Annotated in this window: 10 protein-coding genes; 3 read left to right on the top strand and 7 right to left on the bottom strand. The window is 64.0% G+C overall.

Translation table 11 applies throughout. The annotated features are described in order from the left end of the window. From KA184_19545 to KA184_19520, 6 genes are all read right to left on the bottom strand, one after another. Positions 1–791, bottom strand: a 791-nt coding sequence (locus KA184_19545; GenBank protein ID MBP8131779.1) for a hypothetical protein, incomplete at its 3' end; no start/stop codon positions are given. Between the two features lie 233 nt (positions 792–1024). Further along, positions 1025–3025 carry a hypothetical protein gene (locus tag KA184_19540; GenBank protein MBP8131778.1) on the bottom strand — a complete coding sequence of 667 codons (2001 nt, stop codon included), beginning with the start codon at positions 3023–3025 and terminating at the stop codon, positions 1025–1027. Positions 3026–3139: 114 nt separating this feature from the next. After that, complete coding sequence (locus KA184_19535; GenBank protein ID MBP8131777.1) at positions 3140–5491, bottom strand: hypothetical protein; 2352 nt, start codon at positions 5489–5491, stop codon at positions 3140–3142. A gap of 171 nt (positions 5492–5662) precedes the next feature. After that, the gene (locus KA184_19530) at positions 5663–5878 is read right to left on the bottom strand and encodes a hypothetical protein (GenBank protein MBP8131776.1); all 216 of its coding nucleotides are present in this window, start codon (positions 5876–5878) and stop codon (positions 5663–5665) included. Positions 5879–6144: 266 nt separating this feature from the next. Further along, positions 6145–7131, bottom strand: coding sequence for a prepilin-type N-terminal cleavage/methylation domain-containing protein (locus tag KA184_19525; GenBank protein MBP8131775.1), 987 nt, complete (start codon positions 7129–7131; stop codon positions 6145–6147). A gap of 244 nt (positions 7132–7375) precedes the next feature. Next, the gene (locus KA184_19520; GenBank protein ID MBP8131774.1) at positions 7376–8461 is read right to left on the bottom strand and encodes an alpha/beta hydrolase; all 1086 of its coding nucleotides are present in this window, start codon (positions 8459–8461) and stop codon (positions 7376–7378) included. A gap of 589 nt (positions 8462–9050) precedes the next feature. On the opposite strand from KA184_19520, the gene KA184_19515 reads away from it, so the two are divergent. Together KA184_19515 and KA184_19510 are read left to right on the top strand one after the other, a co-directional pair. Continuing rightward, positions 9051–9755, top strand: coding sequence for a hypothetical protein (locus tag KA184_19515; GenBank protein ID MBP8131773.1), 705 nt, complete (start codon positions 9051–9053; stop codon positions 9753–9755). A gap of 256 nt (positions 9756–10011) precedes the next feature. Beyond that, positions 10012–10962 (top strand): hypothetical protein, encoded by a 951-nt coding sequence (locus KA184_19510; protein ID MBP8131772.1) that lies wholly within the window; start codon positions 10012–10014, stop codon positions 10960–10962. A 66-nt stretch (positions 10963–11028) separates the two neighbouring features. Here the strand turns inward: KA184_19510 and KA184_19505 are convergent, their stop codons facing one another. Next, complete coding sequence (locus KA184_19505; GenBank protein MBP8131771.1) at positions 11029–13002, bottom strand: family 20 glycosylhydrolase; 1974 nt, start codon at positions 13000–13002, stop codon at positions 11029–11031. Between the two features lie 119 nt (positions 13003–13121). Here KA184_19505 and KA184_19500 point away from each other — a divergent pair. Further along, positions 13122–14122: acetylxylan esterase (locus KA184_19500; GenBank protein MBP8131770.1), on the top strand; the 1001-nt coding region annotated here is incomplete at its 3' end.

Raw genomic sequence — 14122 nt, 5'->3', positions numbered from 1 at the left:
GCCAGCGATGGCGAAGCCGGTGACAGCGAGAAGAAGAGTTCTCCCGGTTGCAGGGGAGTCTCGGGATGGTTGATCAGGTCCGCTTCGAGGTCCAGGCCGTTAAGGTCGTCCTGCGCGTGCGGTGCCAAGGGCGGCAGGATATCGAGTGTCAACTGCTCTTCATCTGCACCCAGATAATTGTTTCCCTTGCCGCCGGGAAAGGCCGTGCTCGCGATGAAGTAGTCGCCGTGCGCCTCATTGGGGTTGGCCGCCATCACGTTCCAGCTCGTGCCCGCGGTAACCTCAAGGTTGACGGCGGAAATGACGGGCGGCATAGCGAGCGGCTTGAATACGCCAATCGCCAGTTCGTCCACCGAAAAGTGCCAATAGATGAGACTGGCCTGGGAGTCTTCCCAACCGCCGCCGGGGATTCCATCGGCCCAGACGGGACGGTCTTCAATGATTACGGGCGGCGGCAGGGTTACATTCGCATCCGGATACGAGAATGCGTCGATGTCATCGTGAGGCAACAGGCCCAGCAACGCCTTGTCCAGCCGCAGCAAACTGGTGGAACCGGGATTCGGCGCCACACCGCCCGCCTTGTAGATATCGTTCCAGGGGTCGGCGTTCCCGTTGATGTGGCGCGGCGCCGGCGGCGCGGGCAGGCCCACCGATCCCGCTTCCACCGTAATGTTGACGCCGTGAAAGACAGGCCCGCCCCGGGCCAAACCGGCCATCACAAAGAGGATGATAACCAGCCCGAGCGTTGCCCCGCGGAAACAAGAAACCCGATGTGACGTGTTGAAAGACATGGTTCCACCTCCTGAGCGGATCGCTCCCTGCGGCCTTCTATCAGACCCCCGATGCAGGCCATCTCCGTACCTCGAAACGCCCCTGAACTCGCGGCTACGCATGCCGCGGAAACCAGGTGACGCTACACGCTGCTATGCGTACGGCGGCGTAAAGGAATCAGAACGACCATACATCCCCGTTCCCTGCGTCCATTCCACCTCTGTTCATACCCTACCTCAAAATCCGAATTCTGTCAAATACTCGGGTTGCCGGGGGCCTTTGGGCATACCTGAGGGGCGGAGGAGGGTGGTTCCGGAATGAGCGGACGGAGCAATCGTGCGCGAAATGCCGACTCGCGCAGGAGAACGGCCTGAAGAAACGAAAAACTGTAGGTCAGGTGACCCTCGTAGCCACAGGTATTCCCTTGCCAGTCAAAGAATTCCGCGCCCTGCGGGTAGGCGTCCACAATCCCGTTCTGGAACGAGCCGCCATTTGGGAAAACGCCGCGTCGCTGCCGTTCGAGCATGGCGTTCAGGATGATGTCGCCCTTCTCTTGCTCGCCTGCCATGTACAGGGCCGTCATGAAGTGCACCGCGTCGCTGACGCAGCAGCCGCCGTTCAGATATTTGCCGAAGGTGTCCGTGCCGTCTTCGCGCTCCGGCGCGCCGCATATGGTGGACGCGGGGCGGCCCGGCCTGGGCTGAAGATAGTCGCCGCGCCGGACGGGCACGAGTGTCAGCGGCACGCCCAAGTCAAAGCGGTTGAATCCGGCATCCTCCATCTTTGCCCAGAGCCGCAGAAGGATCTCCTTCGCAACAGCGGGCTCGACCAGCCCGTACTCAATGGCAAGGGCATTGACCATGGGGCAGGCGAGGTTGTGCAACTCGCCGTCTTCGCTCTTCCACCACGCTATCCAGCCGGTGGCCGGGTCAAACAACGTGGGAAAGAAGCGTTCCTTGAGCCGGTCCGCCAGCCTGGTATAACGGGTGCACGGTTCCCGGCGCCCGGCTCTTGCCTCGAGGTCGGCGAGGCAGCGCCACGCGCGGTAGGTCAGGGCGTTGCTGTAGGCATCCTTGTGCCCCGCGTTGATCGTGTCCCAGGCCGAGGCGCTGCGGTCCGGGTCAAACAGGGACCCGTAATTCCCGCTGTGCGTACACTCGACGAGCCCGTCGGCGTCCACATCGTGCCCGGCGAGATAGTCCGCAACGCGTTCCAGCCGTTCAATGTGCCGCGCCAGCCATGAAACGTCGCCCGTGGATTCCACATAGTCCCACGCGGCGATGAGCGGGCTCGCATTGGCGTCCAGCATGTCGCCGTAGTCCCAGTACGCCACCACCTCGCCGGAAGGCCGCATTTTCTCGTTGACCCAATACTCGACCGTCCGCCGCACGTGCGCCGCGATGGAAATGCCCGGGGCGGCGTCCGGCGTGAAGAACGCCTGGTCCGCGTAGAGATGGATCAGGCAACTGACGGGGTCGCTGATGACGTTGTTGGAGAGAATACCCGGCGGCGCGCTGAAGGGGCGTCCCTGTTCGCCCCAGCGAGCGCTCGGCTGCCAGATATTGAACCAGCCGCGCCGGACGGCGCGCCACAGGTCTTCGTCAGCAAACCCTTCCGGCATGGGCAGGAAGGCGGGCGCGAATTGCAGCGTGCAGGCGGGCGGCATCTCAATGGTGAAATCCACCGTGTGCTCCTTGCGGCTGCCGGTCAATTGCCCGGCAATCGCCGCGTCCCTGGAGCCGGACACGCAGACTTGCCCGAAATCGGGCGCGCAGATGACCGCGGGCAGGCGCAGGCTGCCGTCCGTTTCCCAGGAAGCGGGGAACACGGTCGTTCCGGCCATGCGCGCATTGAACGGAAATACCAGGCGGACGCGGTCAATGCCCTCCCCCTGGAAGACGAAATCCATGGCGGCCCCCGTCCTTGTTGTTTGCCACGTCAAACGCGACGTATTGCCGTACTGCACCCGGCAGACCACCACCCCGGCGGGCGAAACCTCACGCTCGGCTGCGCCTTCCCGGCGCCATTCCCCCGCGATTAGAGCCTGCACGCACACCGGCGAGCGCAGCAGGTTGTTCCGCGCGCGGTCACCGCCCTCAGTGTCCCAGCTCAGGAACGGAATCGTGGCGTCCGGCCCGGTCTCGATGCGCAGCACGGGCTCGGCGGAAACGTTGGCGTCCGGCGCGCCGGCGCAGCACAAGGCCAGCAGCCCCATCGACAGTCTCGCGAACTCTCGAACGGTCTTGCACCCCATGAAAAAGCCTCCCGTAACGCGGCCCATGGCGTCCCGGTCTTCACAATAGCGAATTCCGGCCCGAGCCGCCACTTCAGGCCGGGAGTCTTGCTTGACGCCACGGCCAGGCGCGGCTTACGCGAGGACGCGCTTGCGCGACACGAGCGTGTAGAGCACGACGAAGAAACCGAGCGCGAGGTAGCCGACGCCGGCTTGATACAGCATGTGATTGAATCCCATGTGCTGCATCACGGTCATCGCGTAGGTTGCGCCGATGACGGAGGATAAGGTGCTCACGCCATAGGTGATGGGCACTGCGTTCTCGCAATTACCCAGAACGAGACGGTTTACCGCGTAGGGGTAGAACATGCCGAGGGCCGCGCCTGTCGGCGCCATGACCAGGGCCGCGGCCAGCACCCTGCCGGGCAGCGGCAGGCCGTGCAGGTGCGCCATCAGAAAATCCAGCATGCCGGGCGACAGGCAGACCAGCATCGAAACGACAAGGGGGAACAGGCGCATGCCGAGCCGGCCAGCCACGTGCTGATACGCCATGCTGCCGGCGCCGCTGGTGAGCAGGAAGACGCTGATCACGCAGGCCATGCTCACGAGCAGGTCCTGAAGATAGAGTTCGAGCCGCGCGATGAAAATCACCTCGACAATCAGATAGCAGAAACCGGTGACCACAAGATAGATCAACACGGACGGCGGCAGCCGCCGCGATTTCGAGAGCATGGCAAGCACGATGAACCCCGCGGCCAGAGTTGTAAGCGCAATCAGCGTCGTAATCTTGATCCAACTCAGATAGAACAAATCGCCGGAGAGTTCCGCCTTCGTGGGCCACAGGTGATAGTTCGAGAAATCGATCTCGAGCACAAAGGGCCGGTCGTCGGTGACGTCCGGCCGCGCATTCGCCGGACGCGATGTGACCGAGGCCACAACCGGCTCCTTCGCCGGGTTCGCGTGGAAGGGGGCGTAACGCACTTGTTGTCTGGCCGCGGGCGAGAATCGCACGAGCCTCTCCACTTCCTCCGCGGTGAATCCGCCGGGCGCCACGGCGAAGTCGTAGCTGCCCTTCACATAGCGGCCGAAGGAAGAGCCAATGAGCAAGACGCATTGCTCGAAATCGGGGATACCCCGTCGCGCAAACGCGGCGCGCATTGTCTGAATATTCTGATACAACGGCTGATGATCGAACACGAGCAGGCCGCCCGGCTTGAGTGCGGCGAGATACGACTCGAACGCTTCCACCGTATACAGGTACTTGCGCGTGTGGCCCGTGACGCTGAGTGAGGTCGGCGCGCTGGACCCTACGTATATGAAGTCGTATTGCCGCGTGTCGCGCATGAGGAAGCCGCGGCCTTCCTCGATACGCAGGTCGATGTTGGGTAACGCGTAGAATTCCGCGAGGCGGTGCCCGGCCAGTTCCGGCGCTTCGACGGCGAAGTCGCGGCACAGCGGGTTGAGTTCGACGCCGGTAATCCGGGCCTTCCCGGAAGTGTACTCGTTAAACTGCACCATCTCCGCGCCGCATCCCGCGAACATAACCAGAATGTCGTCCGTATTGCGCCCCAGGATGAACGGCAACTCCTTCGCGTCGAGCGCCGCGGGCCGGCGCGTTTTCCCCGGCACATAGGGCGCCACGTGCACGTTGCTGCGCGCGTTGTCGTGAATGATCTTATAGTAGTTCCGCTTCGGGTCGGGAAACTCGAACCGGACCAGTTGCACACGCGAGAACTCGTTCCAGCGGCTTGCTATCTCGCGTGTGCGCGGACCGGTCCCGTCCGGGTTGTTGTACTCGTAGCGCATCGAGTGTTCGAGCCGGTCGATCTGCACGTAATACCCCGCCAGCAACCCCGCGGCCGCGCCCGCAAACAGGCATGTGCGCCACCAGGCACGGTGGAAAAACAGCAACAGCATGAGGCAGATAGCGCCCAGGAGCAACGTGGTAACCTCGGGCAGGCTGAGATAGTGAAAGAGCACGGGGGTCAGGAAACAGCCCAGGGCGGCGCCAAAAAAATCGGCGGCGTAAATCTTCCCTATCTGGCTGCGCCAGCGATGATAGCAGGTCGTCAGAATCCGGCCGAAAACGTAGAAAGGCAGGATGAACACAATCGTGAACAGGCAAGTCTTGGCCGGCAGCGCGGTGAACCAGACGCGCCGGTCCGACACCGCGAAGATCGTATAACGCGAGAACAGCACGTAGATGAGCAGCAGCGTGACGGCGCAGGCCGCCGCCAGGCCGACCAGCGCCCGCGACGCGCGAAAGCGCTCAATGATGGCGGGCCGGAAATGCGCGTGCAGGCTGCCCAGGGCCAGCCCGAGAAACGTGATGGGAAGGGCGAGGTAGCTATTGAGGTAACCCAGGTGGAAATCGGCAAGCCTCGAGATGATTAACTCGAATAACAGACACGCGAACGCGCTGCAGAATACCAGTAGCCGGCCGCTGCGCAACGAGCCCTCAGTCCGCGCGTTTCTCTCCGTTTCCATCAGGAGTCATCTCCCCGTGGTTCCCATCATCGGCATTTTCATCTACGTCACGAGCAGACCAGCCGTTCTCTCGCGGACCCGTCAACCGATGCCGGAGTCACATGCGGGCATCCCCCCTTTTCCGCGGCAAGGACCGTGTGCCCACGCACGGCTCCTGCGCACGGCCTGTTGCTAGAACGCGTCTACCCCCTCGGAAGCGGCGTGCGCGCATTCTTCCGCGGCTCCGTCCGCGCTCGCAACGGATTCGCACAGGGCGACCCATTCGTCATCGGTCATGGCGTCGCATTCGCCGGACTCGAGCGCTGCCCGGCACAGAGCCTGCTCGCGCCGGGTCGACGCGGAATCATGGCGCCCTGTCGGCGCCTCGGACCTCTTAGGCTTTGTCATAGGCACATCATTTTCCGGCATGAGAGGCAATCCCCTGGGTCCTCGCACCACACGGGACACGCTTTCCACGCTTCCGGCCAAGGCCAACGCGTGGGGTCCCACAATCTCATATCGTGAGGGAACAGGCAGGACCTCACAATTCCGGGGAATACTTTAGCACCAATACGCGCGGAAATCAAGAAAAACTGCGCAAAAACCCGTGCGACGGCAGGACGCCTATTCCCCGTCCTATCCGCCCAAGCGCGACACGGGCGCTGCCGCACCGGTCAATTCAGTTCAACGTATACCAACCCGAGGATGAGCGCCGTGCCCACATTGACAGGCGCGGGGCTGCCGCCGGTCCCGTCATCGTTGGCCTTGATATAGCGCACGAAATCGACATGTCCATCCAGGTACAGCACGTTCGAACCGCCGGGCACGTGATTAAATCCCGACGGGTCCGTGGCGATGTGGTCAAACATGACCCAGACCGTGCTCTGAGCCTTTGCGGCTGCCGCGGGGTTGTTGATGTCCGAGATCAGGAATCGTTCGATGCCTTCGCGCAGGCGGTACACAGTATCGCCGCCACCATTGCCCGTGCCCGCCGTCACTTCGACATCGCCGTCCGCTATCTCCTCTGCGCGCTCAGGGTGATACCACGCTTCGAATACCGAATTGACTCCCAACTCGACCAATTGGATCGGCGCCGTAAGCCCCGGCGGGATTTCCGGGATAAGCGGCGGCACGGGAATCGGCGTGTCGTCCATCTCCGCGCGGTCAAGCGTCCAGCCCAGATAGGCATAACTTTCATCAACGGCGCCCGCGCACCAATTGGCGTCATTGCCCAGGTAGCCGAAACAGATGTCGTCCTTCCAGGTGAACAGGGCGTCGTCCGGTCCGCTTTCCGCATCGGACGGGCAGAAGCAAATATTCGGATCGGTCAGATATTCCGGATATATCTTGAGCGTGTCCGGCCCCGCGGCGGCGAAAATGCCGTCGTTATAGGTTCGCAACGCCATGGACGGGTCGTTACGGTCGATAAACTGGGCTACGCGCCCGTCCCGGAAGAACACGGGAGGAAATCGCTCGCCCGGGTCCTCGTTGGCGTACATCTTCAAGACAATCCCCCATTCCTTGAGGTTATTCTGGCACGAGCTGCGGCGGGCGGATTCGCGCGCCCGCGCCAGCGCCGGCAAGAGTATCGCCGCGAGAATGCCAATAATGGCTATGACCACCAGCAACTCAATAAGCGTGAACCCGGAACGACGGTGCACGGTGCACATACCCCCGATTCCTTTCGTTTGCCCGGTGGGGCACCCCTCATCATAACACGTGAAACTTTCCTCTCGTCTTTAGCTTACTCCCTCCATTGCATTCTGGCAATAGATTTCCGAGACGCCTCGAACAACCGCGCGACGCATGCGTCGGCGGCCCCCTTCGTCCCGCGGGACGGATTGGTCCCCATGCCTGCAAGAAGGCCAAACGGACGCGGGCACAGAAACCGGCGATGCTTCTTCCCTATTTTCCGGGCCCCAGGTGTTCCGCAAGGAACGCGACCAGGTCCTTGGCCACGGCCGCGTCATCGGTTTGGCGCATGTTGGTAATCAGTCTGGCGGACGCGCCCGCGGCGTCCATGGCGGCCTTCAGTTGTTCTCCGAAGACCTTGCTGTGGATTGCGCCGCCCGGGTCATTGGGCACGGTCTCCGTGTAGAAGAGCAGCACCGGCGGGTCGCCTGCGCTCAGGTGATGGATGGGCGAGCATTCCACATACAGGCTCGCGCGCTCAGGCGCGGGGTTCAGCACTTCGTCGAGGTTCTTCGCGCCGTACAGCGGCAATATGCAACGGTGCTGCAGGATCGCATCGCCCAGCCATTCCCGCATCTGGCGCGGGTCGTACGAGGTCTGACCGCGGATCGCCGCGGCGCACGCCACCCGCGTGGATTCCCGGGCCACCGCGTCGGCACTGCCCGGGTCGGCCAAGTCGTCGTGCAACGCGACCCAGAGCGAGGCGCCGCCGCCCGCGGAACCGCCGAAGAGGGCGATCCGCTTCGGGTCAATGTCCCATTTACTCGCGTGATGGCGCAGATACTGCACGGCGCGCGCCGAGTCGTGCAGCGGCGCGGGAAAGGGGTCCGTCGTGATGAACCGGTAATTGATTGACGCGACAGCCATGCCCCGGAGCAGGCATTGATGCAGGATGACGGGGGAAAGGTTGTTCTTGTCGCCATCGATAAACCCGCCGCCATGAATAAAGATTACGAGCGGCATCGGTTTCTCGGCCTCTTTCGGAAGATAGAGGTCCAGGACATTGTTCCCGTGCGGCCCATACTCGAGGTCCGCGCGCTTCGTAGTGCCCTCCGGCAAAGGCAGGCTGGGACGATCCACGATGCCACGTTCCGCGCGCACCCGCTGCCGGTAGCGGCGCGCCTCGTCGAGTGTCAGCACGCCGTCGCCGTTGGCGTCCGCGTTCGGGAACCGTTTCAGCATGCGTTCCAGACGGATGCTGTCCTGGGTAGTGGCGTCCTGTGCCTGGAGCACGACGCCGCACAGCAGCGCGAGAAGAAACGCCATGCACAGGTTCATCGGGCGCATACTCGTTTTCATATGTGTCTCGCCTCCTTTAAGGCACGCGCAAGCGCGCCCCGGGAACAAGCTGAAGCGTGTACTGCGAACCCGGCGACATGGTACCTTTCCCCGTAAGGCAATCCAAGAGAAGGCGGTGACGATGCCCATGAATACCATGTCCCCGCGCGAGCGCGTGCTTGCGGCGCTCGCACACAGGGAACCCGACCGCGTGCCCTTCGACCTGAGCGGGACGCATGTCACGGCGATTGCGCGGGTCGCGTACGACCGGCTGCGCGCGCATCTGGGCTTGCCGCCCCGTGAACCGCAATGGCTCGATATGGTGCAGCAGGTCGTCGTGCCGCATGACGACGTGCTCGAACGTTTCGAGGTGGACACGCGCGGTCTGTTCCCCTTGACGAGTCACAATTGGAGCGTCGCGGATAAACTCGAGGACGGCGGCGAAGTCTACGTCTATCATGACGAATGGGGCATGACGCATCATTTCCCGAGGCAGGACGGACTCTTCTTCACGATTGTCGGTCATCCCATGGGCGACGCCGCGCCCGACCCCGCGGTGGTGGCCGCCCGCGCATGGCCGGACGCCGCCGATCCGACGCGCATTGCCGGGTTGCGCGCGCAGGCGCAGGCATTCCGCGACGCGGGCAGGCCGGTCATGCTCAAAGGGCTTTGCGCCGGTATTTTCGAGATGTCGCAGCGCCTGCGCGGCATGGAAAATGCCCTTATGGACCCGTTGTTGTATCCGGAGTTCTCCGACGCGCTTTATGGCAGGCTTGCAGACCTGAAGATCGCGTTTTGGGAGACCGCACTGCGCGAATTGGGCGATCTCGTCGATATCGTGGCCGAAAACGACGACTACGGCACGCAGCAGTCACAACTGATCGCGCATGAGCAGTTCCGCGCGTGCATCCGGCCCCATCTGCGGCGCGTTTTTCAGGCCATCAAGCGCGCGGCGCCGCACGTGAAGCTGTTCTTCCATTCCTGCGGCAATGTGCGGCCGTTCCTGCCCGATTTCATCGAGGACGGTGTCGATATCCTCAATCCGGTGCATGTCACGGCGGCGGGGATGGAGCCCGAAGCACTCAAGCGCGATTTCGGCGCGGATATCGTTTTCTGGGGCGGCGGCGTGGATACGCAGCGCGTCCTGCCGCAGGGCACGCCGCGGGAAGTGCGCGAAGACGTAAAACGCAACTTGGACGCACTGGCGCCCGGCGGCGGCTACGTGTTCGCGACCGTACACAACATCCAGGCGGACGTCCCTCCGCAAAACATCGTCGCTCTATGGGAAACGCTCCGGGAATGGGGAGCGTATTGAGTCGAGGATATCGTGCCGGAGTCACTGTCAACGCAAAATCGCGGACGCCGAAGAGCGTCGCGGAGAACGAACATGTGGAACGGGCGTCTCACCCGTGTACGCCATGCGCATCCTGCGTGTGTTCTTGAACCACGGGCGAGACGCCCGTGCCCCGTGGCGCTCGTCCATTGCCTTTCTCTGCGTGTCTCTGTGTTCTCCGCGGCTCTGCGTTGAACCGGATTGAACGTTGGCAGGCGATAAACGGAGAACTCGCATCATGACTGCAAACGAGCGTGTGCGACGGGCGATCCTGTTCGGGCGGCCGGACCGGGTGCCGGTGCTGTTCTGGAACCGCGACCAGCGCTGCGGCGACATCCTCATGCGCAGCCTGGTGCTGGACGCGGACGGCGCGAACGAGTGGGGCTACCGGATGCACGCCCTCGGGGACGGGACCATGGGCCAGCCCGAGGCGCCGGTGATCCCCGCGTGGGACGCGCTCGACGCGTTCCGGCCGCCGGCGCTCAACCCCGAGCACCGCATGGCGGGCGTCGCGGATTTCGTGCGCGACGGAGAGGGATATTACCTGCTGGCCGGGCTGGGCATCACCGGGTTCAACCTCTACACGTTCCTGCGCGGCTTCGCCAACGCGATGCTCGATTTCATCGCCGAGCCGGACCGCGCGATGGCCCTCATGGACCGCATCATGGACTTTGAGACGGGGCTGACGTCGCTTGCGGCGGAGGCGGGCTTCGACGGCGTGCATTTCGCCGACGATTGGGGCTCGCAGGAGAGCCTGCTCATCGCGCCCGACCTCTGGCGAGAACTGTTCAAACCCCGCTACAAGCGCCAGTTCGACCACGCGCACAGGCTCGGGCTGCACGTCTGGTTTCACAGTTGCGGGCGCGTCGAGCCGCTGCTCGACGATTTCCACGAAATCGGCGTCGACGTCATGAACGTCTCGCAGCCGAACGCGAACCCTGTCGAGGACATCGGCGCGCGACTGCGCGGCGTGCAATGCTTCATGGAGCCTGTCAGCTACCAGACCGTCTCGATATCCGGCACGCCCGGCCAGATTCTCGCCGAGGCCCGCCGCCTCTACGCGGCGCTCGGCGCCCCCGACGGCGGCTTCATCGGCTACGTCGAGGAATACGGCTGCATGGGCATGTCCGAAGCCAACTACCAGGCCTGCGCCGACGCGTTCCGGGCGCTGAACACCGACCTTGCCTAGTTTTCGCTACCAGCCGGTAAATAGTCAGGACATGTCATACGCCCATTGAATGACGCGCAAGCACATTCATGAACCCTTCTTCAACAGGCTCAGCAGCAGTTCGAAGTGACCCGCGCTTTCCTTGAGGCCGCCGGAACGGTTACGCGCGAGCCAAAGCTGGCGGAACTCGGGGATCAACGGCTCCAGTTCGGCGGCGAGCCCGGCGCGCGCGGGCGCGGGCAATTGCGCCGTGCCGACGTTGCCCGCGTCGAGCCGCGCGATGCCGAGCCGGCACGCGAAACGGATCAGTTGGGCCGTGCATTCGAATTCGGACCGGACAAGGTCCGCGTCCAGACACTGCATCTCGGCTTCAGGCAGGCGCTGCATGACGCGGTCCACTTCGGCGATCACGTCCTCGAACTTCTGCTTCGAGCAGCGCTCGTCGACCGCGCCGTCGACCTGATGCAGGAGCAGCCGGTAGTAGATCGTGTTGTTGCCGAAGGTCGCGCCGCTTATCCGGTGCGCATTGCCGAGGTCGTAGGCAAGCCGGGCCATGACGCCAGCGCGGTCTTCGAACCAGTGGACGTCCACCGCACGCGTGAGGTCAATTTCCCTGTTTTCCGCGCAGGCCCAACTGACGGCGGCCGCATAGGCATAGGGCAGATACGAGACCGGCAGGAATTGCCAGTGGCCGCCATCGCCCCAGTCGGTTACGAGGTAGCCGATGGCGCCGTTGGCGATGCCGTTTTCGGCGGCGTTGCGCAAGTTGGCGAGCGCGTTGTCCGTGCGCCCGGCGAGCGAGTTCCACGCGGACGTGCCCGGCACGACATAGAAGGGCACGCCGGACTCCGCGAATTTCCTGCCGTGTTCCGCGAACGGATGGTTGGCCTCGTAGCCCCATTCCATCGCGATGACGCCGCCGGGTATCTCCGGGATGAGTTCGGGGTGGTTCATGATGATGTCGCCCCAGAACTGCATCTGTTTGCCGTGCTTGCTGCATAGCCCACGGATTTTCATGAGAAATTCGAAATAGACGGCCCCGACGCCGCGCGCGTTGCACGCGTCTTTGCTGCGGCCCTTGCCGAGGCTCCACGTTTCGTCACAGCCGACGTTCGCCTGGCCGCTGCTGAAGCACGGGAGCAGGTCGTCGTACATGTCGTCGAGCAGCGCGATGCTGCCGGGGTCGACGGGACAGAGGTCGCTGCCGCCGGGCGTCTCGGCGAGGTGCGCGTACCCGGGCAGGCGCAGCCAGCGGTCCATGTGGCCGAACGAGTTCTGGTTCGGCACGAGTTCGATGAACCGGTCGCGGCAATAGGCGTCGAGCGCACGGACCTGCGCGGGCGTCATGGGCGACGCGTCCTCCCAGACCGTGTGGTGGTTGCGGTAGGCGAACGTGTGCTCCGTGTACATCTGGAGCTGGTTGAATTTGAGTTCCGCGAGCTTATCGACCAGCGCGTACAGCGTCCCCATTTCCGGAACCTTGCAGCGGGCCACGTCGATCATGACGCCGCGATTCGGGAAGTCGGGCCAGTCCTCGATGCGCAGGCACGGCAGCGAGCCGGTCCCCGCGCATTGCCGCGCGATTTGTCTCAGCGTCATCACCGCGTGAAATGCGCCCGGCGCGTCGTGACCCGTGATACGGACCGTGTCCGGCGCGATGTCGAGCAGATAGCCTTCGGAGTGCGCCGTCGCGCCCGGGTCGATACGTATTTCGATAGCGCACTGGCCCGACCCGCCTCCGCTCAGGCCGGCCGTGTCCAGCGCGCTGTTCAGATGCGGCACGAAACGCGCGATAACGGCGTCATCCAGTTCGATGGCGTAGACTTGATTCGTCGTGACGCGGAACGCGCCTTCCCCCAGGACAACCGAGCGCGGCTGCGGCAGGAATACCAGGTCGCCCGTCGCGGCCGCTGCGGGTTCCGCAACCGCCGCGGCCGATTCCGGCCGCGCGGGCGTCCCGGTTGCCGCGGGCGACTCGACGCGGTCGTCCCTGGTGGCGCAGCCGCCGACGGCGGCGGCAATGAGGCAGCACGTAAGAATACAAGCGGATACGGCGCGCATGATGATGCATCCTCTCCTTGTGGCCTGGGTTCGCTTCCGCCGCCATGCTAACCGCCTTATGCTGGCGCTTCAAGCGCGGTGCTGCTATGCTCGCTTGACGCGCGAGAGGAGGGATGAACGTGCTTGCTTCAATCGTAGTGCTCTTGGTTGCCGCAACCGGCGCCGATGCCGTTTCCGGATCTTGGACGGACACCGCCGCCCAGTTTGCGCTCGGGCCCGTCGCACCGTCGATCGACCTGCGCAACATGCTGACCGTGCGTCTGGTCCGCAGGGCGTGCGCGGAGCTTGACACGCTCGCGCAGCGGCGGCGCGAAGCCTTCGCGTCGGGCACATGGGAAACATGGCGCGACAATCTGCGCGGGACGGTGCTCGAAGGCATGGCCCCGATGCCCTTCGGCGCGCAAGGAGGCGATCTCAACGTGCGCGCCGTTTCGCGCCACGAGCGCGAACATTACATCGTCGAAAACGTGCTGTTCGAGTCGTTTCCGGGCCTGGACGTGAACGCATCAGTCTACCTGCCGCGGCCCGAGCAGTTTCCGCCGCCGTGGCCGGCTATTGTCGTGCCCGTGGGACACAGCAGCAAGGTGGGTTCGGCCTACCAGATACCAGCGCAGGTCTTTGCGCGCTGCGGCTACATCGCCGCGACTTTCGATCCGCCGGGCATGGCCGGAGAAAAGCCGGACGGCAACGATCACTTCCGCGACGGCGTGCGCTGCTACCTCACGGGCCAGTCGGCGAACCGCTTCTTCGTCATCGACGCCTTGCGTTGCGCGGACTATCTCGCGGCGCGGCCCGACGTGGACGCGCACAACGGCATCGGCATCACGGGCGTCAGCGGCGGCGGCGTCACGGCGATGCACGCGGCGCTGCTCGACCATCGCCTCGTCGTGTGCGGCCCCGCGTGCTGCGCCGTGTCGAAGGCGCTGCATCCCGTGCTCGACAACTACGCCGAATGCCCGGAGGTGATGCAGCAGGGCCGCCTGTGCGCGTACGACGACCCCGACCTGCTTGCCGCGCTGTGCCCGAAGGCGGTCCTGTTGATGGCGGGCGCGACCGACGAGGTGTTCACGGAGCCCATGAGCCGCGACATTGCCGCGGAGGCGCAGGCCATGTTCGCCCA

The organism is Candidatus Hydrogenedentota bacterium, from assembly GCA_018005585.1.
Classification (GTDB): Bacteria; Hydrogenedentota; Hydrogenedentia; order Hydrogenedentales; family JAGMZX01; genus JAGMZX01.
Note: the sequence above shows the minus strand (reverse complement) of the source record. Positions and strands in the feature narration are given on the sequence as shown.